At 46.7% G+C, this 22086-nt stretch carries 16 protein-coding genes; 7 read left to right on the top strand and 9 right to left on the bottom strand.

The genetic code is table 11. The annotated features are described in order from the left end of the window. Nucleotides 1-106: 106 nt before the first annotated feature. From ACMA1I_RS17500 to ACMA1I_RS17485, 4 genes are all read right to left on the bottom strand, one after another. A complete protein-coding gene (locus ACMA1I_RS17500; RefSeq protein WP_337069718.1) occupies nucleotides 107-2233 on the bottom strand; it encodes a bifunctional aldolase/short-chain dehydrogenase in 2127 nt (708 codons plus the stop codon). Between the two features lie 283 nt (nucleotides 2234-2516). Continuing rightward, a complete protein-coding gene (gene rhaT / locus ACMA1I_RS17495) occupies nucleotides 2517-3587 on the bottom strand; it encodes an L-rhamnose/proton symporter RhaT (RefSeq protein ID WP_337069717.1) in 1071 nt (356 codons plus the stop codon). 321 nt (nucleotides 3588-3908) lie between these two features. After that, nucleotides 3909-4097, bottom strand: a complete 189-nt coding sequence (locus tag ACMA1I_RS17490) for a hypothetical protein (RefSeq protein ID WP_337069716.1) — start codon at nucleotides 4095-4097, stop codon at nucleotides 3909-3911. A gap of 23 nt (nucleotides 4098-4120) precedes the next feature. Then, nucleotides 4121-5533, bottom strand: a complete 1413-nt coding sequence (locus ACMA1I_RS17485) for a hypothetical protein (protein ID WP_337069715.1) — start codon at nucleotides 5531-5533, stop codon at nucleotides 4121-4123. Between the two features lie 530 nt (nucleotides 5534-6063). Between ACMA1I_RS17485 and ACMA1I_RS17480 the strand changes: the two genes are divergently transcribed. Continuing rightward, complete coding sequence (locus tag ACMA1I_RS17480) at nucleotides 6064-7035, top strand: hypothetical protein (RefSeq protein ID WP_337069714.1); 972 nt, start codon at nucleotides 6064-6066, stop codon at nucleotides 7033-7035. Between the two features lie 87 nt (nucleotides 7036-7122). On the opposite strand, the gene ACMA1I_RS17475 is transcribed toward ACMA1I_RS17480, so the two are convergent. Together ACMA1I_RS17475 and ACMA1I_RS17470 are read right to left on the bottom strand one after the other, a co-directional pair. Further along, nucleotides 7123-9324, bottom strand: coding sequence for a S9 family peptidase (locus tag ACMA1I_RS17475; RefSeq protein WP_337069713.1), 2202 nt, complete (start codon nucleotides 9322-9324; stop codon nucleotides 7123-7125). Between the two features lie 203 nt (nucleotides 9325-9527). Then, the gene (locus ACMA1I_RS17470) at nucleotides 9528-10550 is read right to left on the bottom strand and encodes an AraC family transcriptional regulator (protein ID WP_337069712.1); all 1023 of its coding nucleotides are present in this window, start codon (nucleotides 10548-10550) and stop codon (nucleotides 9528-9530) included. Between the two features lie 84 nt (nucleotides 10551-10634). Between ACMA1I_RS17470 and ACMA1I_RS17465 the strand changes: the two genes are divergently transcribed. The 5 genes from ACMA1I_RS17465 to ACMA1I_RS17445 all read left to right on the top strand — a co-directional run bounded on the left by ACMA1I_RS17465 (nucleotide 10635) and on the right by ACMA1I_RS17445 (nucleotide 17845). Continuing rightward, nucleotides 10635-13745 (top strand): SusC/RagA family TonB-linked outer membrane protein, encoded by a 3111-nt coding sequence (locus tag ACMA1I_RS17465; RefSeq protein WP_337069711.1) that lies wholly within the window; start codon nucleotides 10635-10637, stop codon nucleotides 13743-13745. A 73-nt stretch (nucleotides 13746-13818) separates the two neighbouring features. Continuing rightward, nucleotides 13819-15330, top strand: a complete 1512-nt coding sequence (locus ACMA1I_RS17460; RefSeq protein ID WP_337069710.1) for a SusD/RagB family nutrient-binding outer membrane lipoprotein — start codon at nucleotides 13819-13821, stop codon at nucleotides 15328-15330. 387 nt (nucleotides 15331-15717) lie between these two features. Next, nucleotides 15718-16239 carry a GNAT family N-acetyltransferase gene (locus tag ACMA1I_RS17455; protein ID WP_337069709.1) on the top strand — a complete coding sequence of 174 codons (522 nt, stop codon included), beginning with the start codon at nucleotides 15718-15720 and terminating at the stop codon, nucleotides 16237-16239. A gap of 159 nt (nucleotides 16240-16398) precedes the next feature. After that, nucleotides 16399-16977: a hypothetical protein gene (locus ACMA1I_RS17450; protein ID WP_337069708.1), complete on the top strand. Its 579-nt coding sequence runs from the start codon at nucleotides 16399-16401 to the stop codon at nucleotides 16975-16977. Between the two features lie 277 nt (nucleotides 16978-17254). Next, nucleotides 17255-17845, top strand: a complete 591-nt coding sequence (locus ACMA1I_RS17445; RefSeq protein WP_337069707.1) for an outer membrane beta-barrel protein — start codon at nucleotides 17255-17257, stop codon at nucleotides 17843-17845. 385 nt (nucleotides 17846-18230) lie between these two features. Here ACMA1I_RS17445 and ACMA1I_RS17440 read toward each other — a convergent pair whose 3' ends face one another. Genes ACMA1I_RS17440 through ACMA1I_RS17430 form a run of 3 tightly spaced genes read right to left on the bottom strand, consistent with a single transcriptional unit; the run spans nucleotide 18231 to nucleotide 20943 of the window. Further along, nucleotides 18231-18818 (bottom strand): LutC/YkgG family protein, encoded by a 588-nt coding sequence (locus ACMA1I_RS17440; protein WP_337069705.1) that lies wholly within the window; start codon nucleotides 18816-18818, stop codon nucleotides 18231-18233. After that, nucleotides 18815-20209, bottom strand: coding sequence for a LutB/LldF family L-lactate oxidation iron-sulfur protein (locus tag ACMA1I_RS17435; RefSeq protein ID WP_337069704.1), 1395 nt, complete (start codon nucleotides 20207-20209; stop codon nucleotides 18815-18817). The genes ACMA1I_RS17440 and ACMA1I_RS17435 overlap by 4 nt, the downstream gene beginning before the upstream one ends. Continuing rightward, entirely contained in the window at nucleotides 20206-20943 is a 738-nt protein-coding gene (locus ACMA1I_RS17430; protein WP_337069703.1) for a (Fe-S)-binding protein, read from the bottom strand. The genes ACMA1I_RS17435 and ACMA1I_RS17430 overlap by 4 nt, the downstream gene beginning before the upstream one ends. 251 nt (nucleotides 20944-21194) lie before the next feature. Here ACMA1I_RS17430 and ACMA1I_RS17425 point away from each other — a divergent pair, with 251 nt between their 5' ends. Beyond that, nucleotides 21195-22064 (top strand): AraC family transcriptional regulator, encoded by an 870-nt coding sequence (locus ACMA1I_RS17425; protein WP_337069702.1) that lies wholly within the window; start codon nucleotides 21195-21197, stop codon nucleotides 22062-22064. Nucleotides 22065-22086: the final 22 nt, after the last annotated feature.

The raw sequence follows: 22086 nt of genomic DNA, 5'->3' as shown, positions 1-22086 counted from the left end.
TTTTCGCTCATACTAAATAAAGGACTCAAGTATCAGGGCACAAGATGAAAGACTGATCTTCTAAAGCGTCCTAAGTTTTGTGTCTGATGTCTTGCGTCTTAACTGATTATCTTAAGAAAGCTGCTGGTACACCACCATCCACGTTCAACACGTTGCCGGTGCTCTTGTTCATCAGGCCACCTACAAATACAAACACAGCGTTTGCAATGTCTTCTGCCAGAATCTCTTCGTTTAGCACAGTGCGTTTTGCGTAATAAGCTGGAAGTTCCTCGATGCTGATACCGTATGCTTTCGCACGACCTGCAGCCCATCCGCTTCCCCAGATTTTGCTGCCACGAATTACGGCATCAGGGTTTACTACGTTTACACGAATCTTGTCCGGGCCAAGCTCGGCAGCTAGCAGGCGCGACATGTGCATTTGAGCTGCTTTAGCAGTTCCGTAAGCCACGTTGTTAGGGCCAGATACGATGCCGTTTTTGCTGGCAATGTTTACGATATCGCCACCGGTAGCTTGCTTGCGCAGTACTTTAACAGCTTCTTTCGATACCAGGAACTGTCCTTTTACCAGCACGTCTTGCAGGATATCGTAATCAGCTTCTGTGGTGTCAGTAATAGATTTAGAGATAGAAAGACCAGCGCAGTTCACCACAATGTCTACACCACCGAAAGCCAGGTTTGCTTTCTTAAAGGAGTCTACAATGGCTTGCGGATCTGTTACGTTTACTACAGCTGTAGCTACAATGTCTTTAGAGAATTTGCTTTCGAACTCAGCTTTTGCTTCTTCAAGTGCCTCTGCGTTCATATCGGTCAGTACCACACAGGCACCTTCCTGAGCCATTTTCTCAGCAATGGCTTTGCCAATACCGCCAGATGCTCCTGTTACCAGCGCAATCTTACGCGATAAAGCTTTCTCTTTCGGCATACGCTGCAGTTTCGCTTCTTCGAGTAACCAGTACTCAATGTTAAAAGCTTCCTGCTCTGGCAAACCCTGGTATTCAGAGATTGCTTCAGCGCCTTTCATTACGTTGATAGCGTTGATATAGAATTCACTGGATACGCGGGTGGTTTGCTTGTCTTTCGCGAAAGAGAACATACCTACACCAGGATAGATAATGATAACCGGGTTTGTATCTCTAACAGCCGGGCTGTTGTCGTGCTTGCATCGCTCGTAGTAAGCGGTGTAATCGGCACGATACGCTTCGAACTGCTCTGCCAGCTGTGCTTTTACTGCTTCAGCGTCAGAAAGATCTGCGTCAGGAGCGAGGTTTAGTACAAGCGGACGGATTTTAGTGCGCAGGAAGTGGTCTGGGCAGCTGGTTCCAAGTGGTGCCAGTTTGTCCAGGTCGTTGCTGTTGATGTACTCCAGCACACGCTCATCATCGGTAAAGTGACCGATCATGCGGTTTTGGCTTGATGTAAAGCCTCTCAGGATTGGAATCAGGGCGCTGGCTTTCTCCAGGCGCTCCTCTTTTGGCAACGATTCTATTTTAGCGCCACCAAACACCGGGCGGTTTTTGCCGAAGTTTTCGTTCAGGTATTCAGAAGCACGCTCAATAGTTTCGAGGGTGTTGATGTAGCTTTCGTAAGCAGTATCGCCCCATGTAAACAAACCGTGACTACCCAGAATAAGGCCGGTGATACCAGGGTTTTCCTGTACCGTTTTCTCCAGAATCAGACCCAGGTCAAAGCCTGGCTTCTGCCAAGGAACCCATGCCAGCTTGCCACCGAAAAGTTCTTTAGTGATTTGCTCTCCGTCTTTCGCCGCTGCAATGGCTATAATAGCATCTGGGTGCAGGTGGTCGATGTGCTTATAGGGCAGGAAGGCGTGCAGCGGCGTGTCGATAGACGGTGCCTTAGAGTCGAGGTCGTAGATGCAGCGGTTAAACAGCGCTACCATCTCGTCTTCGTGTTCCAATCCACGGTATACATTTTTCAGGCTGTGCAGCTTCTCCAGGTAAAGGCCAGCCAGTCCACTTTTCTTTAAAGTACCCAAGTCGCCACCAGAGCCTTTCACCCACATCACGTCCACGTCGTTACCGGTCAGCGGATCTTTCTCCACCGTTTTGCAGCTGGTGTTGCCACCGGCATAGTTCGTCAGGCGCAGGTCAGCACCGAGTAGGTTTGAGCGGTAGATCAGTAATGCAACCTGGTCATCGCCAAAAGACTTAGCAACCTCCTCATCCCAAAGGTAACTTACGTACTTATAATTTGTAGTGGCTACAGAGTTTTCCATCTTAAAAAATTGGTATGTTTTCTATTTAAACTATTGTGTCCTATTCTGATAGGAAGAAGTAATAATGATTTAATGTTATAAATATATTACTCAAAAATACTGGAATTTATATTGCTTTCTATCCTGTACTATCCTGTAATTTAGTTTAGATTCATAAAAAAAGTGGCACTAGCTTTATTTAATTTAAAAAAGTAGGCATCAGCGTTAAAAGATTGGCAAGTTAGTTAAAAATAATTTCACTAGTAAATAACGGATTTATTAATGAGATAGTACTTGCCACTATTTATTCTGACAGGTAATTGCCGAAACCTACTACTACCGTAGAAAGAATAACGGTAGAGATACCCAGAATAATTACAAACATTGTTTTTTTGCTGGCTCCTTTCCACTCCTTCAGGTAAATGCCCCATAAGTTGCTGATGATAATGATAAAGGCCATGTGCAAGGTCCAGCTGGTAAAGCCAACGCCTGATTCTGCAAAGAGGCTTTCGCCCATTCCGTAAAAGAAGAACTGTAAGTACCAGGTAATGCCGGCAACCGCTGAGAAAAAGTAGTTGCGCAGTAGCGGTGTCTGCTGGTTGGTGTAGTCGGAGCCGGTTTTGTTTTTAAAATTGAGGTACACGCACCAGATAAAGTTAGACGTTAACCCCCCCAGCAGGATAACTACCAGCACAGGGTTGTTTTGCCATAAAGGATCGATGCCTGATGCTACTGTGGCTTCTGCTATGGGTTTGCCAGTGGCGTAACCAAAAGCCATAAAAGCGCTTAAGATACCGGAGAAGATAGCTACCAGCAACCCCTTCGAGAGGTTAAACTCCTTTATGCTTTCCTTTTTTTGCTCCTCAGGCATCTCTTTCTCTTTCATTATACCCGCCTTACCGCAAATGGCGATACCTACCAGGCAAAGGAAAACACCGAACAAGGTTACTTGGCCCGAGATAGTACTAAATATTTCCGTGATCGTTTTTTCGTTGCCTTGGCTGCCAAAAATTTCATAGAAGATAGGGGGGATCAGGGTGCCGAAGGCCGAGCATAAGCCCAGCGCAATCGCCATGCCCAGCGACATGCCCAGGTAGCGCATGGATAAGCCAAAGGTTAAGCCGCCAATGCCCCAAAGCAGGCCCATCAAGTAGGTGTAGAAAAGGGTAGAGCCCTCGGCATTGGAAAGGATGTCCATAAAGCCCGGAGCCGTTAACCAGGCTCCCAGCGGTGGTACAAGCAACCAGGAGAAAATGCCACCAACAATCCAGTAGCTTTCCCACGACCATTTTTTTACTTTACTGTAAGGAATATAAAAACTGCCAGAGGCAGCACCACCTATAAAGTGGTAGAGGAGACCTAAAATAACTTGCATGAAAAAAACTGGTTAAAAAGTAATATGCTGCCTTTTGCCTTACCATTCCGATCTAGTGCTTAACCCTGGTTATTCAATTTGTTACCAGTGGCTGTTCTTGCCAGTGTTTTGAGCTACTGGTTAAAATCCCTTAAGCATCGGACCTCAAAATCAGGGCCTGCCACTACATCGCCCTGTAAGTTGTTGGCTACAGGCAAAAGACAAGGCTAAGATAAATTCTTTTTTCCGTAGAATTCACCTTAGCCTTGCCCTATGATAATTCTGTACCACGAATTGCTAAAATTTCATAAACGTTAGCAACCGTAGTGGCAGGGGAATAGCTCAGCCTTCGACCTCTGTTTCGCTCTGTTTGTTTAGCCAGAATGGTGCGGTTAAAAACCACATCAGCATACCTACAAACATGAGTGTTTTATGAAAGCTAAGTTCAATCTGGCCTAGAAACACCAGAATAGAGGGCACTACGGTTAAAAGAAGGCCTATATAAGATATAAGTTTAAGAAGGATATGCATGGTTTAGATAATTAGATGTGAAACTAAACTGTTAAGCTGGTTGCAGATAGTTTAGATGCTGGTTGCCCCATGTTTTTCTTTTGATAAAGTTTACTGATAATAATATAGAGCGTAGCCGCTATAAACCAACCTGGCAGGCCCAGGAAAAAAATATCGACATTCTGAAAAAAGTTTAGCGATAAACATATGGCCAGTGTGCCCAGCCATGTAACGGCAGCAGCTATGTTAAAATGCTTGTTGGCTACGCTGGCGTAGTTGCTCGTCATGCCCAACTTTGGTATAACCCAGTAGTCGATAAAAATAATGGCTCCCATTGGCATCAGTACCAGCCCATAGAGTGCTACAAAGCCAAGCAACTGCATGACCAATGCCGGGAAGAAGGCTGCAATGGTAGTGACTAAGCCTACAATCATTGTTACCTTCCATCGCTTTACACTTGGCATAATAGATTGGATCGCCAGACCAGCACGGTAAATAGTAGGGTTAGCGGTAGTCCAGCCGGCAATCATAACGCAGGCGGCTCCGGCAATACCTGCACTAGCATAAGCAATAGGACCTGGAGGAACTTCGCCACCAGCGGCCGCACACAGAATGCCCGATGACACCCAGGCCATAACGTGCCCGATGAACATGCCGGTAGAAGATGCAAAGCCATGATACCATTTTTTAGCATACCGCAGAATAGAAAGGTCGCCCATACCAATGTGCATGGCCATGTTAGCAAACCAGGCAAAAAACATCACATGCCAGAACGTGAACTTCGTGTAACCAGCTACTGGCACACCTGTCCAGATTTTAGTCTGCGCTACTTCCCAGAAGCTGCTGAGCGAAGTTATGCCCAGTTGCGGCATTACAGCAAAGGCCGCTGCCACAAAGATCAGGATCATCCAGGGGGCGCACACATTGGCAAACCTGGATATTTGTTCGTAGCCCAGAATCGCTACCGCCGTAATAACTGAGCCAACAAAAAGCACCGTTACCACCCAACCAATGCTGCTCGGGTACAGGTCGTCGAGACCCGGCATGGCAATGTTGAACGGTATGCCCACAGCCGTAGCGGCAACGGCAATCATAGAGCCGGCCAGGAAGCAGAACATAAGGGCATTTACCACATTGTAGAACGACACCAGGTATTTACCGCATATTTTCTCGAGTTGGTAATACAGTGTAAGACGTACCCGCACAGCAATAGGGGCACACAAAAAGGCCCAGCTCAAAACGGCCAGCAGGTTGCCCACCAGCAGTCCGGTAAAAAGGTCGATGGCGCTCACCCCGTGCACCACAAACAGAGGGCCGATCACGAACTCTGTGCCGGCAATATGCTCGCCGGCATACATGCCCACAAAACTCTTCAGGCCTTTAAGTTTGCTCTTAGGAATTGGCTCCCGCTCATATTCATTTATAGCATCTAATTGTTTGGCAAGTGTCTTTTTCATTCTATTCTGCTAATTTGCTATCTTAAGTTTTTTATTTAAAACTAATGTTAGTTATAAATATCGCCATGCTACTCCTCTTAAAAAAGGCCTGTACACATGCTTTTTTGTAAGGCTGGTAAGCTGCTATATTACTTTGAATTGAAAAATAAGGAGAAAAAAGAAAGAAGGTATCCGGTAGTGTCCTGTATCAGATTTCCTGTTCGGACTTATCTGGCAAAGTAGCAGCGGCTTTTTTTCTTTTGGCCAAAGTTTGATAGCACCGAGTAACCCTATCGCTTGTAAATTAAAAATACCCTCCGGAAGCGCCTTTTCATTAGAATAATTCATTGGCGCCACTACATATAGTTCGTGCCGTTTTGTGATGGCTAAAGCTAGTGTCTTTGCTTTCGCCTTGTGCACCGTGTATGAACATGACAGAAGGCTTGCCAACTTGCAACAATGTCTCTTTTATTATTTTATGCGTAGCTTTAAGTTTTTATAATCTGCAAAGGAAACGCTGTATCTACTAAATTAAAAGCTGTACCCACTCTATGATTTTTAGATTTTCGTTACGGATTTTGATCCTGCTGCTGCTAACATCCTGTGCAGGAGGGCATCAAGTCCGGTTAAAAAGTACCCTTACACAGAGTAACTGCAACCAGCAAAAAGCATATCGGCTATCGAGCCAGGATATACCCAAGCCTATTCATGAGCTTGTGTTAGATACATCCCTCACTTCGCGGTTTTCTTTTAACAGCCTGAATGTGGCGAATGCCATTGGCCTGGTCGACCTGCTGAACGACTTTGTGAAAAGCAAGAAACAGTACCAGCTGGATCCAACGTTAGCCAATAGGTTCGCTACTATGGAGCTGACTGAAACAATAAATCACCGCATAGACATAGCCTCATTGGAGATTTCGGCTATTTCCTCAGAATTAGACTGCGAGGAGGAACGAACCGATCAGATTGCGACTTACTTGAGGCATAAGGAAGACGATTCCGAAACAAAATTAACAGTGGGGGCTATTGTAGTGGGAGCAACCGGCGCCATTTTATCGGGTTTGGTCCTCAACAAAGGCAATGCTTCCGAATATATAGGTATAGGAGCTGGTATAACCGAGGCCACACTGGGTATCCTGATCCTGACCAACAAGCGAAAAGTAGAACTACAGCACCCTCGCAATGTATTGCGGACTATCTGGGAAGGGCAGGATGAGGCAGGTATTTTTCCGCCCTCGGTTTGGTATTACCTTACCTACGATAATCCGGCAGAACCTGATATGCCTCCACTTCGGCAGCAAATAATCGAAAAGTGGGAGAGCTTCGGACAGATAGACCGAAGAAAAACATCAAGCAAAAAAAAGCAGCTCCAGATGTACTTCGACGATGGTGGCAAGTACTCTGCTGAGGAACTTCGCAACAGAGCCAACATGCTGGATCAGCTGGAATCGCACGTAAACCTCATGAAACAAGCCTTGCGGAACCTGGCGATAGAACTGGAAGACCTGAAAGCGAATAAGTAGCTTACTGTTTTAAAACAAAAATGGATGGGGTAATAAATAGCCAGGATCAGCTACTTACTATCCCATCCATCAATAACAAAGCAATATTTATTGTTCCACTCCGCCTGCCAGCGTCAGGAAGAAGGCGTACTGTAGAGCTGTTTCTTTGTAAGGCTGAAAACGACCGGATGCACCACCATGACCTGCTTCCATATTCGTGTGGAACAGCAGCAGGTTGTTGTCTGTTTTGAGCTCGCGCAACTTGGCAACCCATTTGGCCGGCTCAAAATACTGCACTTGCGAATCGTGAAGGCCGGTGGTTACGAGTATGTTCGGGTATTCTTTGGCCTCTACATTGTCGTACGGGGAGTAAGAAAGCATATACTCGTAGTATGGCTTTTCAGCTGGGTTGCCCCATTCGTCGAACTCACCGGTAGTTAGCGGAATGCTGGTATCAAGCATGGTAGTTACCACATCAACAAACGGAACAGCAGCATGTACTCCTTTATACAGGTCCGGACGCATGTTCAGGATGGCACCCATTAGTAAACCACCCGCGCTGCCGCCTTGTGCAAAAAGCTTGTCGGGGTTGGTGTACTTTTGCTGAATCAGGTATTCGGAGCAATCGATAAAGTCAGTAAAGGTGTTCTTCTTTTTGAGCAGCTTACCGTCTTCGTACCACTGCCGCCCCATTTCCTGCCCACCCCGGATGTGAGCAATGGCATACACAAAGCCTCTGTCGAGTAAACTCAGGCGGGTAGAGTTAAAGCTCGGGTTCATGGTGATGCCGTAGGAGCCATAAGCGTAGAGCAAGGTTGGATTGCTGCCATCCAGTTTCAGGCCTTTACGGTAAACCAACGAAATCGGAACTTTAGTGCCGTCTTTGGCTGTGGCATAGATGCGTTTGGCCTCGTAGTTCTCCTTGTTAAAATCGCCAACCACTTCCTGTTCCTTCAGCAGCGTCTTCTTTTTCGTCTGCATGTTTAGGTCGTACGTGGAACTTGGGGTAGTAAGGGAGCTGTAGGCGTAGCGGAGCACCTGGCTATCGAACTCCGGGTTAATGCTGATGCTGGCGGTGTAGGTTTCTTCTCCAAAATCGACATAGTAATCTGATTTCGGATCGTTCCATTTTTTTACGCGCAGCTGCGTGAGGCCATTTTTGCGCTCCTGCAGCACCAGGTAATCTTTAAAAATTTCGGTTTCTTCCAGAAACACATCGGCGCGGTGCGGAATTACGTCTTTCCAATTCGCTTTATTCGTTTTAGTAACAGGTGTCTGCATCAGCTTAAAGTTGGTAGCCCCATCTTTGTTTGTTCTGATGTAGAAGTTATTGCCAAAGTGATCTACGCTATATTCCAGGCCGCGCTCCCGTGGCTGAATCACTTTAAAAGCAGTATTGGGTTTAGCGGCATCCACGTAACGGTACTCCTGCGCCATGGTGCTGCTGCTACCAATAATGATGTATTTATCGGATTTGGTTTTATAGACAAAGGTGCCAAAGGTTTCGTCGGCCTCGTGGTAAACCTCTTTATCCTGGGAGCTGGGAGTGCCGAGGGTGTGGCTGAAAATTTTGAAAGAGCGCAAAGCGGCATCTTTCATGGTGTAAAAAATAGTTTTGTTGTCGTTGGCCCACACGGCGGTACCGGTAGTGTTCGGAATGCGGTCTGGTAGTAACTCGCCGGTGCTGAGGTTCTTAAACCGGATGGTGTACTGGCGTCGGCTCACGGTGTCTTCGCCAAAAGCGAGCAGCTGGTTATTGGGGCTTACATTCATGCCAGCGGCTGCATAGTAGCTGTTGCCTTCGGCACGCTCGTTGGCGTTTAGCATGACCTCTTCGGCCGCACTCAGGGCTCCTTTTTTACGGGCATAGATAGGGTATTCTTTGCCAGCTTCGTAGCGGGAATAGTAAAAATATCCTTTACGCTTGTAAGGTACTGATTCATCTGTCTGTTTGATACGGCCCACTATTTCGTCGAAAAGCTTTTGCTGCAGCTCCTCGGTGGGGGCCATTATTTGTTTGGTGTAAGCGTTCTCAGCCTTTAGGTACTCGATCACTTCCGGGTTTTCCCGCTCGTTGAGCCAGTAGTAGTTGTCGGTTCGGGTATGGCCGTGGGTGGTGAGTTGTTTGGGCTGCTTTTTGGCAACAGGCGGCTGGGGGGGCTGTGGGGTGGCCGGTGTAGTAGGCACCTCTTCGGCTGTAGCCGTAGTGGTATCTGTTGGTGGAGTGCTGGTGGAGCAGCCAGTGCCAACCAGCAAACAAGCTGATAAAACGGCTGTACTACCAGCCTTAGGTAAACTTAATTTTCGCATAGATGTAGTTTTGTAGACTATAAATATAGTGTGTTTGCTCAAAAGCAGTCCTGCCTTTCATCATTTTTCAAATTATTCTAATGAAAATGCCCTCCCGGAGGCTTTTAAGGAACACGGGATGCAAGGCATTAAGAGAGAAGACTTCTTAGCATCGTGTATACTATCTGAACCAGCCTAATACCAGCCACTGTAGCTGTGGCGGCTTATACAGCTTTTAGCTTGTTAGGCGGGAAACCAAAATGTTTTTTAAAGGCAGAGGTAAAGTGGGTGGCGTGCTTATAACCCATTTGGCTGGCTATTGCAGCTATTTTGGCTTCGCCCTGCAGCAGGAGCTCCCGCGACTGTTCCATTTTATGCTTTTGCAGGTAGCCATAAACGGTTGTGCCAAAAATCTCCTTAAAGTGCTTTTTGAGGTTATACTCATTGGTTCCTACCTGGTGAGCCAGGTCCTTTAGCGTAATAGGAGTGTGGAGGTTTGCTAGCATAATGTCCTTAACCTGCTGCATTTTCTCTACATCGTCTGCTTTCAGGCTTTCATGTTTGGCCTGTGTTGCCTGCTGCCCATGCTGGTCGAGCTGGAGGGCCAGCAACTCCACCACCTTTGCTTCTGCAAACAGGCATTTGCAGTGCCCGCTAAACTGGCAGTTCAGGATCTCAAACAGCAGCGAAATTAGGCGGGGGGTAAGTGGCAGGTTGCTGCTGCTGAGCTGAGCAGACTTGTTTTGTGCCATGCCCTGCAGAAAGCTGCGGTAAAGCGGGTGACTCTGCGGCAGGTATTTGAAAAAGCTTTCGCTGCTGATAAAGATATCGAAGAACTCCGCCTCCTGCTCCTGAGGCCACTCCATTTGTATTTTCTGGCTCGGCAGCAAAAACAGGTTGTGCTGGTGCTGCTGCAGGCGGGCAATCGTTTTACCTGCAGGGGCTATGCTAAGCGTTCGGCTATTGTTCAGAGCAAAGGCCATATGTACCACTGGCTGCTCCGGCTCCACTACCAGTTTAGGCTGAGGTTTAAAGCAGCCGCAGGTGTGCCTGAAATAGATTCCTTTAGAAGAATACTCATATACCTGGCCGGTTTCTGCAAACTGATGTTCCCGCTTTATAAAGCCATCTCCGCTGATTCTGAAAAGATTACGGAAGTCCCAGACCTGGTGCGGTGCTTCAACAGGCGGTGCAGAAACTTTCGAAATTTCTCCTTTTAGCGTTACCAAATTTCCTTTGTGCGTCATTGTTATATCCCGGCGGGGCTATATCTTTGCCAAAGTTAAATTATTTAGACTAATTTTAAATAGTATATCTCATCATATTCTACCATGAAGCAATATTTACTTCTACTTTTTTCTTTATTCTTCCTGTCAGTGGGTGCATGGGCGCAAGAGCGGGCCATTACCGGTAGGGTAATAGAGAAAGAAACCGGTACTCCCTTGCCTGGCGTAACCATCCGCATCAAAAATACTTCGCAGGCTGCTACCACCGATTCTGACGGCAAGTTCTCCATTAGCGCAAATTCGGGACAGGTACTCGTGTTTTCGTTTGTAGGGTACCACCAGCAGGAACTTCCGGTAATGACAAAGACCGAAACAGCCAACATGGCTTTAGAAATTAGCAGCAACAACCTGGCGGAGGTAGTAGTAACAGGTGCATTGGGCATTAAGCGCCCCGCCCGTGAGCTCGGCTCTTCCGCTCAAATGGTAGACAACGAGTACCTGAATCAGGGCAAGACTGTAAATCCGTTGCTGGGCCTGAGCAGCAAGGTGGCTGGCCTGCGCATTAACATGAACGACAGCAAAGTAGACCCGGGTGTACAGGTAACACTGCGTGGTACCCGTTCGCTTACCCGCACCGCCACCATAGATGGACGCAATGTAAATGCTCCGCTTTATGTAGTAGACGGCATGCCAATGCCCGACATTAACCGACTAAACCCCAACGATATAGAAAGTGTAACGGTGCTGAAAGGTGCCAATGCCGCTGCCCTGTATGGTTCTGATGGTGTGAACGGTGCTATTATGATTACCACCAAAAACGGCACCAATGGCCGGGGAACTATTAGCCTGAGCAATACCACTACCTTTTCTAATGTGTACCTGTTGCCTAAGGCGCAAACAAAATATGGACAGGGTGCTAACGGTGTATATGACCCCTCTTTGTACGAATCGTGGGGACCTGCTTTTGATGGTACCATGCGCGATTTTGGAACGCCGCTTCCTGATGGATCTCAGCCACAGCTTCTGTACGCAGCGCCCAGTCGCGACAACCGCCTCAACTTGTTCAATACTGGAGTTAATGTCCAGAACGATATCTCTTTTTCAGGAGGAGATGACAAGAGCACGTATTTTGTGTCGGCCCAGCATGTGCGACAGACTGGTGTTATTCCAAAAGATGAGAACACACGCATAAATCTTCGGTTTAATGGTTCCCGTGATTTTGGCAGGCTTAAAACTTCCTATAACGTGAACTTTATAGACAACGAAAACAACGTAACGCCTGATGGCCCCTGGGTTGGTGCTTACCGAATGCCTGCCAACTTCGATTACGATTTCATTAAAGACTGGGAAAACCCTAACTCGCCAGGTAACCCTAACAACTACTTTACACCAAACGGCAGCTGGGTACGCAACCCTTATTTCCTGATCGATAATATCCGCAACCAGACCAACCAGCAGATTATAAATGGTAAGATAGACCTGAACTATACTTTTGCAGACTGGTTTAGTGCCTTGTATCGGGTGGGCATGTACAGCCTGAACCAGGATACCCGCAACACTACCCGTAAGTTCCAGACCACCCGTGCTAACAACACTAATGGCGCCATAGACGATGGTAGTAACAATTATCAGCGCTTTAACAGCGACCTGATGCTGAATTTCAAGAAGGAGGTTGGCGATTTCTCAGCCCGATTGCTGCTGGGCCATAACCTGCGCACCGACTATCGTAAAACACATAATATAGGTGCCAGCAACCTGCTTTACCCGGATGTGCTTAACCCCGGCAGCCGCACCGGGGAACTAACAGGAGGTGTAACTATAACAGAGCAACGCTCCATGGCGGTCTACGGTGAGTTAGTAACCGGCTACAAGAACTTTTTGTATCTAACCTTTACCGGCCGCAACGATTGGGTGTCTACGCTGAGCCCGCAGAACAGGTCTTATTTCTACCCTGGGGTGAGCGCAGCCTTTGTGGCCAGCGATGCTTTTGATTTTCTTCGGGATTCTGAAAAGGTTTCGTTTGCCAAATTCTATACTTCCTGGAACCGAACCGGTAACGTTACGCTTACGCCCTACATGCTCAACAATACCTATGCGCAGGCCAATGGCTTTCCGTTTGGCACCTCTGTTGGTTTCCTGCCCGGCCTTACCGATCCAAACCCGAACATAGAACCAGAATTTGTAACCTCTTTTGAGGCAGGCTTTCAGTTCGGCTTTTTCAATAACCGCCTCAACATAGATGCTGCCTATGTTTATTCAGACTCAGATGGTCAGATTTCTACAGCGCCTGTCTCCAGAGCTACCGGCTATAATGCCGCTCTGGTAAATTCCGGACGCCTGACTAACAACATTCTGGAGCTGAGTGTAAATACAGATGTAATCCGTACGCCGGAAGTTCGCTGGAACGTTGGTGTAAATTACACCTATACCAAAAACATTGTGAAGGAGCTGTTTGGAGGAGCAACTTCCAGGCAGAACTTTCGCCAGTCTTTTGCTATGGTGGGGGAGCAGTTCCCGAGCCTGTGGCTGAGCGATTACGAGCGGGTAAACGACGATCTGGATGGTGCAGTAATTATTACAAGCAATACAAACGGCGATCCGCGCAAAAAAACAGACAATGTACTGTTAGGGCCACTTGTGCCACCGCACCTGATGGGCCTTTTCACTAGCTTTAATTATAAAGGCTTTACTGTGGCTACTCAGTTCGATAGCCGTCTGGGGGGCTGGATGTACTCGGAAATTGTGCCCGCCATGTACGAAGCCGGTACGCACCCCATTACAGCAGCTTACGGCCGGGAGGCATTTGTGTGGCCAAACTCAGTAGTAGAAGTAACTGCGCCGGTACGCAACGAAGAAGGGCAGATTATTACACCAGGTGTGTACGAGCCTAATACCAGCGTGCTCACATCAGGTGGAGGCCGCGAGTTCTGGGCCTCGCAGGGAGAGCGGCAACGTAACACAGCAGCCAAATCAGATTTTCTGAAGATGCGCGAACTAAGCGTAAGTTACTCGCTGCCAGCTTCCATTCTGGCAAAACAAAGATTCCTGCGCGAAGTGGGAATAGGTTTTGTGGCCACCAACCTGTTCATTATCCGGCATAAAGATAACGACCTGGGCGATCCGGAATACCTTTACAACAGCACCGATGGTTACTCCAGCTTCCGGCAGGTGCCTCCGGTAAGGAGCTACGGCTTTAATGTGAACTGCCGTTTCTAATAATAAGACATTTTTTAGCTAATTTATAATAAGAGGCAGCTTTTTCAGTAAAGGCTGATACAGATAAAACAAGATGAATATTTTTAAAAAGGTCCTTATAGTCGTGCTGCTTTTTACGGGGCTTACCTCCTGCGAAAGTTATTTTGATGTAAACTACGATCCTAACAAACCAGGTGCAAACAACCTGCCCTTGAGTGCTAAGCTACCGGCCGCCCTGGTTGCTACTGTAAACCAGGAAGCACTGCAACTAAACCAGGTGGGAGCCTTCTGGGGAGGCTACTGGGGAACAAACAACGACGGTGTTAACCTGTTCTTCGACCTTAAAAATTACAATGCGGCTATCCGTAATCAGCGAGATGGAATTCCGGTATGGGAAACCGGCTATAACAATATCTTATATTTTCAGCTGATAAGAGAAGAGGCGCAGGCCAGTGGTGCCAGCTTTTACCTGGGTGCGTCTAAAATTATGCAGGGCTGGTTGTTTCTTCGCATGGTAGATGTATATAACAATGTGCCATTTGATGAGGCGGTGCAGGGAACAAACTTCACAAACCCTAGATACGAACCTGGCAAAGTGGTGTATGAGAAAGCCATTAATTTAATTACAGAAGGTATAGCAGACCTTAAAGGCGCCACGGTAACGCCAGCTGATGCAAGCGGAGATGTTATGTTTGGGGCCAATATTAATTTGTGGGTTAAATTTGCAAACACCGCAAAACTAAGAGCCCTTTTGCGGCAGAGTGAGGCTAACAACCAGGCTTATATAATAGCTGAGCTCGGAAAAATTACGCAGGAAGGTTCTGGCTTTATGGATGCCGGTGATAATGCCTTTGTTAATCCGGGTTACCTGAGCACGGCTGGCAAAATGAACCCTTTCTGGGAAACCTATTACCGCGATGTGCAGGGAGGTGCTACTGCTAATTACCTTAACATACGACCAACTGTTTACTTGCTGGAACAATACAAGCAGCGCAACGACCCGCGTTTGGCTGCTTTGTATCTTCCTGTTAACGGAGAGTACAAGGGGGTGCTGTTCGGCAACCCTGATGCCAGCAACCCGGAATACAGCCGAGCCAATACCTCACCGTTTAAAGGTCGGGTTGAAAATAACAACCAACCTACGGGCTTGTTTAAGGCGCTTAACCAGCCAAGCGTATTGCTAAGCTCTTTCGAAAGCTTGTTTTTGCAAGCAGAGGCTGTCCAACGCGGTTGGATTAGCGGCGATGCCAAAACACTCTATGAGAAAGGTATTCAAGAATCGTTTAATTACCTGAATGTAGATGCAGGCCAGTTTGCAGCTTACAATGCACAGCCAAATGTGAACTTCGATAATGCCACAGATAAAATAGAATCGATTATAACACAAAAGTGGCTTTCGCTGAACAGCATAAACAGCATAGAGGCCTGGAATGATTATCGCCGGTTAGGCATGCCGAATTTTCCGGGTACAGCTGCTACGGGTGTAGTTGGCAGGCCACTTCGGTTTATGTACCCCGAAACAGAAAGAGCTACAAACAACGAAAATGCATCGCAACAAGGTGGGGACCTTATCTTGGAGAACAGAGTGTGGTGGGACCAGCGCTAATACCTCTTCAGCAATTCTTAGTAAAAATTGCTGGGGTGGCTGCCGCTTAAAGTCCATGCTGATGCCTACTACCAAGAGCCTGTTAAAAATCACAAGTGCAAAATTAAACTGTGAATGATGAAAAGTGCCGTTGCCTAGCAGCGGCGTTTTTTTTTGCGTGTATAAGCATCAGTAGCTCGAGGCTATGAGGTTAGCAAGCTGCTTTACCATTGTTCTGCTTGTAAGAGGATTGCTTTTTATTTAGCTATTAGGAGGAATGCATTTGCTTATGAGTGACAGTGGCTGAAGAATAGAAAAATATATCCAGCCGTATTGCTGATAAACTGAATGTACCCTATTGTTGAGAATTAGCTGCAACCCAATAACAAAAAGAATATTTATACAAGAATGGAGAATACTAAAATAAAAAGAGTAACGGTAAACGAGATTGATCAATTACAGAAAATTGGCAGACAGACATTTGCCGAAACATTTTCGTCAGGAAATAGCGAGGAGAATATGAAAGATTATTTGGAGAAAGGGTTTTCAACAGAAAAGCTGACAACCGAACTGGTAGACAAAAATTCTGAATTTTATTTTGCATTAACTGACAATAGGGTAATCGGTTATTTAAAAGTCAACGTTGGGCAATCACAGACTGAAATAAAGGATGAAAATGCCCTTGAAATCGAACGGATTTATGTTCTAAAAGAATTTCACGGGAAAAAAGTTGGTCAATTACTTTACGATAAGGCAATGGAGGTCTCCTTGCAGAGAAATGTGGATTATGTTTGGTTAGGAGTTTGGGAAGAAAATTCAAGAGCGCTCAAATTTTATAAAAAAAACGGTTTCGTAGAATTTAGTAAGCACATTTTTAGATTAGGAAACGATGAACAAACAGACATAATGATGAAACTACACTTAAAATAAAATAGAAGCAGCTTCAATTAATTAATAAAATCTTTGCTGCGATCGTTGTCAGTCCTAAAGTAGGGGAGTAACAAAAGTTTTATAGGTCTTCAGTAAAAATAATCCTCTAAATAATTAGCTTTATCTGTTAAACATAATTCGCTCTTTAGAGGAACAAACATGAAAGCGAGCTTACTATTTATCTTAGCTGGGCTGTCAAGCCTAACTGCGTGTCAACAATCTTCTGATGTGGCTCCTAATGAAAATGTAGCCGCTCTTCATGAAAAATTTCATGGCACTTATAAACCTATACACTCTGAATCTAATTTGGCTTTGGACATCAATCTGGACGGAACGGCCTCTACTGATATGCTGGAAGAAATAAGTGATTTACCTAATATGTTACTTGAGGTAAGCATTTTCGGAAAAAATCAGCACAATCCGAAGCCTTCTTTTCTTTTTGTTCATCACTGGCCGCAACAGTCGTTTGGACGGGTGGAGCCTACTGACTTCGATCCCAATATTAAACCATTATATGCTAGGAAAGTGGTGGTGTGGCGCTTTGCTTTTGATAGTGATTTTACCCAACTCCTGCTTGAGCCGCAGCCTCCTACCTTAACCGATCCAGAGTTGTATACGCCCCCTCATTCAGTTTTAGTAAAAGGCAATGGTCTTATCGAAGTAACCCTCAGCAAACGCTTATACACTACAAAGGGTTGGAAGACTGTACAAATTGTCAGCCTTTATGAACGACTTTAACTTGTGGCACTGGCAATCTTTTTATTCTTATGAGTCTTTGTTAGAAGTCTCCCAGCAGCAAGTATATTAACTGAAGAACAAAAAAAGTAAAAGGAGTACAGGTGCTATTTATGTCTTTTCCGCCTGCTACAGATAGCCACTACTCTGTATATCTCAGAATGGCCACTACAGCAGCCAAGCTACATAATAATTGCATGTACTTTAAACTTTTGTATCTTTCGCTATATAAGATATCTTCGTTGGCTTTTAGCCTATAGCTGAATTAATGAAAAAAAACATGAAAAAAATACTATTGCTTACAACCTGCCTAATGGGATTAGGAATACCAGCCTTCTCACAAGATAAAGCCAAGGGCGAACTGAATATTACTTTCTCTAAAGGAGGAAATGAAATACTAAGATCTCAATTAGAGGGTGCGGGAAGTTACAGCGGGGGTGGGTTCTATGGATTTGGCTTGTCCTACCTTAAACCGTTGAACAACTGGCTTGATGTAGAAGCAGGCGTGAACTACCAGGAGTATCGGATTAAATCGGCATCTGCATTTGACCCGGATAGAGGCAGATCAATTACAAAGAGCAATCTCCATCTTGTATCGATTCCTTTAACGGTTAGAGCCAATTTCCTGAAGCACTTTTTCGTGAACGCAGGCGCAGTGGCTGAGTTCGAAACAAGTACTAGCTCCATAGACGATCAGTCTGGAATTGGGGCTATGGCAGGTATCGGTGTGAAGTTCAATTTTACTCCAAAAATATCAGCATTTGTTAATCCTATGCTACAGCAGCACGCTATTATTCCTTTCCGACCAGTAGATTATCAACAGCGGATGCTCGATGCCGGCGTAAGACTAGGGATTGGAATGAAATTATAAACAGTATACAAACCAAAATGCTCTGTGCAAACAATCATACCTTGCTCAGTGCATACAGTCCTTATTCCATGTTTTGATCNCAGCGGATGCTCGATGCCGGCGTAAGACTAGGGATTGGAATGAAATTATAAACAGTATACAAACCAAAATGCTCTGTGCAAACAATCATACCTTGCTCAGTGCATACAGTCCTTATTCCATGTTTTGATCCTCCAACAAAAGGAGAGGAGGCGAGTATCAATTGGCCGCTTCCCATTTGGGTATGGGCAATTGTATAAAGCGGCATCCCCTGCAGGTTTCTGGTACCTGCAGGGGATGCCGCTTTTTGCTTCTACAGGAGCTTTGTTACAACTCCTGTAGAAGCTATGTGTTAGGATGCAAAAAGTTATTTTACCAAAAACACATGGGCCCGTTTTGGACCATGTGCGCCAATTACCAGCGATTGCTCAATATCGGCGGTGCGGGAGGGGCCGGAGATAAAGGCGCCGAAACCGGGCACTGACACATCCAGCCTGGCATAAGCTTCGTGCATGTTGTTCACCACATCTTTCTCCGATACCACCAGCATCAGGTGCTCCGTAATAAAGGGCAGCACACGTATTGGCAAGTGCTCTTCGCTAACCCACACAGCTCCATTCTCTGCCACAGCCAAGGTGCCCTGCACCACAGCCATTTCGAGGTTTGCTAGTGTGTGGCCATCTTCTATCGGGCCGCTGAGTTCCTGCCCAAAACCAACACCTTTCACCGTGTTTAGTACCCGCTCCGGCGTTTCATAATGCTTTTTCAGGTAAGCACCTATGGCGCTCAGGTTTTCCACCTGCATCACCACGGTACCCACAGCTTCTGCTATGCGCACATATTTTTCGATAAGCGCATCGGCTGGTAGTGGCTCAAAGGCTAAGGTAGCTGGCAGCGGAGGGCCTGCAGGTTTATTTGCTGTTACTCGTTTTAATATGGCTTCCCGGCTACTCATGATTTCTTCTTGTTTTTAATGTACCAATCTCTGAAACTCTCTTTCGGTGCCTCCGGCATATCGCGCTGCTTGGCCCAGGGGTTTACGGCTTTGATGTTAGCGAGGCCAGGAGCCAAGCGCATCATAAACCTGCCTGATTTACCTGCTACTCTGAATAGAGTCGGGTTAGACATAACATTGGCCATTACCTTCATACTTTGTGCCTTGGCAGTAGGTACATGTCCTTCTTTGGCAAGTACCTGCCGCCACTGGTACAGCTGGTTGTGTATGTCAATCTTAACCGGGCATACGTTGCTGCAGGAGCCGCAGAGGGTAGAGGCAAATGGCAGGTCAGCGTTCTTCTTCATGTCCATGTTCGGAGCCAGAATAGCACCGATAGGACCGGAGATAGCATAATGGTAGCTGTGGCCGCCACTGCGCCTGTAAACCGGGCACGTGTTGATGCAGGCTCCGCACCGGATGCACTTCAGCGAGTTGTAAAAATCTTTGCGGCCTAACTGTATGCTGCGGCCGTTGTCTACTAATACAATGTGCATTTCCTGGTCTGGCCGGGGCCTGTGGAAATGGCTGGAGTAGGTGGTAATTGGCTGGCCGGTAGCGCTACGGGCCAGCAGGCGCAGAAACACGCTTAGGTTCTCGGCTTTCGGAATAATTTTTTCGATGCCCATGCAGGCAATATGCACTTTGCCCAGGTGAGCGCCCATATCGGCGTTGCCCTCGTTAGTGCATACCACAAAGCCACCAGTTTCGGCAATGGCAAAGTTTACGCCTGTGATAGCCAGGTCAGAGGTCAGGAATTTTTCGCGGAGGTGCTGACGGGCTGCTTCGGTCAGGTATGCGGGATCAGAGGCACCTTTTTCGGTGCCCAGGTGCTTGTGAAACAGCTCACCAACTTCTTCTTTGCGTTTGTGGATGCAAGGCAGCACAATGTGGCTTGGTGGCTCCTGTGCCAGCTGCACCACACGCTCACCCAAATCAGTGTCTACTACGTCAATGCCGTTGTCGGCCAGGTAATCGTTCAGGTGGCACTCTTCTGTCAGCATCGATTTACTTTTTACAAGCTTCTTGATGCCGTGCTTGTTGATGATGTCGAGCACAATGCGGTTGTGCTCGGCTGCATCGGCTGCCCAGTGTACGGTAATGCCGTTCCGTTTGGCGTTTTGCTCAAACTGCTCCAGGTAGGTGTCGAGGTTGGCCAGTACGTTTTGCTTGATTTGAGAAGCCGTTTCGCGCAGCAGTTCCCACTCAGGCAGCTGCTTGGAAGCTACATCTCTTTTCTCGCGTATAAACCAGAGCGCCTTGTCGTGCCAGTTTACGCGCTCCTCATCCTCCATAAACTTATCTGCCGCCTTGGCATGGTCGGTAGGTGCTATGTATGTTGAATTACTCATAATTGGCCATTTAAAATTTCTGCAATGTGTAATACTTTTACCCCGCTTTTCTGTCGCTTCAGAATACCTTCCATGTGCATCAGGCAAGACACGTCGCCGCCGGTAATATACTCTGCGCCATGCTCCAGGTGGTCCTGCACCCGGTCTTTGCCCATTTTTACCGATACTGCCTCTTCCGACACGCAGAAGGTGCCTCCAAAGCCGCAGCACTCGTCTTTTCGGTTTAGCTGCACCAGCTCAATGTCCTTTACCAGGCCCAGCAGGTAACCAGGCTTCGAGAAATCTTCAGCGTTGAGCTCCGACATTTGGGAGAGGTGCAAACCACGCTGACCGTGGCAGCTTACATGGAAACCAACCTTGTGCGGAAAGCTGGCCTGCAGCTCTTTTACCTGCAGCACATCGGTCAGGAACTCGCACAGCTCGTAGATGCGGCTCCGGATCTGGTCGGCGGCTGCCTGGTTCTTGTCGTCGTGCAGGTGGTCTTTAATATGCAGCACGCAACTGCCGGAAGGAGCCACAATGTAATCGTAGCCCGTAAAGTTCTTTACAAACAGGCTGTCGCAGCCTTGGGTGTAGTGCGAGAAACCGGAGTTGGCCATAGGTTGGCCACAGCAGGTCTGTTGCAGCGGGTAATCAACATCTACACCCAGTTTTTCGAGCAGCTGGAGTGTTGCCACCGCCACCTGCGGGTAAAACTGATCGATGTAACAGGGAATAAATAAACCGACTTTCATATGTTATCAGATACTAGATGCTAAAAGGCACATAAGAGGTTTGCAGCACTTGCCACAAGTTCAAAATCAGGTATTGTGTTTTTGATACCAAGTTTGCCTGCTGATCAGGATAATTTAGTTTACAGGGCACAAGCACAAGTTACAAATTACGCTAAATAAAAAGGTTGATCTATCTTATAAATTAACCACTTTTGATATTATCTTAACATTTTAATTAGCAAAGGTCAAAATTGTAAGTTAATATTTGCCTAATGAAGCCTGTACTCCTGAAATTAGATATTGCTCCGGAGCAATCGTTTAAGGTCCGAAACAACGTTAACCCGCTCGACTATAACCAGTGGCATTACCACCCCGAATTGGAACTAACATTTATTCAGAAAGGCAGGGGCATCCGATTTGTGGGCAACAACATAGAGAATTTTCAGGCAGGCGATTTGATCTTATTAGGAGCAAACTTGCCACACTTCTGGCGGAGCGATGAAGCGCTTTGGCAGGGGGAGCAGGAGCAGGGTTGCCAGGCGCTGGTGGTGCAGTTTCTGCCCGATTTCTGGGGAACTCCCTTTCTGAACCTGCCGGAACTGGGCCTGTTGAAGGAGCTTTTCCAAAAAGCGAAGAAAGGCATTCGGGTTACAGGACAAACGCAGGAAACAGTGAGCAGGCTGATGCAGAAGCTTTCGGATGTGGTGGGGCTGGAGCGTATTTTATTGCTGCTCCAGGTGCTACAAACCATTGCGCACTCCTCCGAAACTTCCTTTTTGTGCACCAGTGGGTTCCAAAGTTCTTTAAATGAGGTTGATACCAAGCGCATGTCCGACATACACACTTACACACTTGCTCATTTTTCGTCTAAAATAAAGCTGGAGCAGGTAGCTGCGCTGGTGCACCTTACGCCCAATGCCTTCTGCCGGTATTTTAAAACCCACGCCCGCAAAACCTATATGCAGTTTCTGCAGGAGATACGGGTAGGGCATGCCTGTAAGTTACTGATGGAGGGCAACCTGCCCATTGCACAGATATGCCTTGAAAGTGGTTTTCAGAATTTCTCAAACTTTAACCGCTATTTTAAGTCCATAACCAAACTTACTCCCCAAGATTACCAGAAACTGCACAAAGTATTGTAGCTACAGCTAGGTCTCACCCTTT

This window comes from Pontibacter sp. 13R65 (genome assembly GCF_047525655.1).
Taxonomy (GTDB): domain Bacteria; phylum Bacteroidota; class Bacteroidia; order Cytophagales; family Hymenobacteraceae; genus Pontibacter.
The sequence above is the reverse complement of the archived record's forward strand: the minus strand, read 5'-3'. Positions and strand labels throughout refer to the sequence as shown.

Excerpts from the sequence above, each read along its gene's own strand:
- ACMA1I_RS17455 (WP_337069709.1), top strand. The coding sequence starts at position 15,718 with ATGGAGAATACTAAAATAAAAAGAGTAACGGTAAACGAGATTGATCAA.
- ACMA1I_RS17475 (WP_337069713.1), bottom strand. The coding sequence starts at position 9,324 with ATGCGAAAATTAAGTTTACCTAAGGCTGGTAGTACAGCCGTTTTATCA.
- ACMA1I_RS17470 (WP_337069712.1), bottom strand. The coding sequence starts at position 10,550 with ATGACGCACAAAGGAAATTTGGTAACGCTAAAAGGAGAAATTTCGAAA.
- rhaT (WP_337069717.1), bottom strand. The coding sequence starts at position 3,587 with ATGCAAGTTATTTTAGGTCTCCTCTACCACTTTATAGGTGGTGCTGCC.
- ACMA1I_RS17435 (WP_337069704.1), bottom strand. The coding sequence starts at position 20,209 with ATGAGTAATTCAACATACATAGCACCTACCGACCATGCCAAGGCGGCA.
- ACMA1I_RS17490 (WP_337069716.1), bottom strand. The coding sequence starts at position 4,097 with ATGCATATCCTTCTTAAACTTATATCTTATATAGGCCTTCTTTTAACC.
- ACMA1I_RS17430 (WP_337069703.1), bottom strand. The coding sequence starts at position 20,943 with ATGAAAGTCGGTTTATTTATTCCCTGTTACATCGATCAGTTTTACCCG.
- ACMA1I_RS17445 (WP_337069707.1), top strand. The coding sequence starts at position 17,255 with ATGAAAAAAATACTATTGCTTACAACCTGCCTAATGGGATTAGGAATA.
- ACMA1I_RS17450 (WP_337069708.1), top strand. The coding sequence starts at position 16,399 with ATGAAAGCGAGCTTACTATTTATCTTAGCTGGGCTGTCAAGCCTAACT.
- ACMA1I_RS17465 (WP_337069711.1), top strand. The coding sequence starts at position 10,635 with ATGAAGCAATATTTACTTCTACTTTTTTCTTTATTCTTCCTGTCAGTG.
- ACMA1I_RS17425 (WP_337069702.1), top strand. The coding sequence starts at position 21,195 with ATGAAGCCTGTACTCCTGAAATTAGATATTGCTCCGGAGCAATCGTTT.
- ACMA1I_RS17460 (WP_337069710.1), top strand. The coding sequence starts at position 13,819 with ATGAATATTTTTAAAAAGGTCCTTATAGTCGTGCTGCTTTTTACGGGG.
- ACMA1I_RS17485 (WP_337069715.1), bottom strand. The coding sequence starts at position 5,533 with ATGAAAAAGACACTTGCCAAACAATTAGATGCTATAAATGAATATGAG.
- ACMA1I_RS17440 (WP_337069705.1), bottom strand. The coding sequence starts at position 18,818 with ATGAGTAGCCGGGAAGCCATATTAAAACGAGTAACAGCAAATAAACCT.
- ACMA1I_RS17500 (WP_337069718.1), bottom strand. The coding sequence starts at position 2,233 with ATGGAAAACTCTGTAGCCACTACAAATTATAAGTACGTAAGTTACCTT.
- ACMA1I_RS17480 (WP_337069714.1), top strand. The coding sequence starts at position 6,064 with ATGATTTTTAGATTTTCGTTACGGATTTTGATCCTGCTGCTGCTAACA.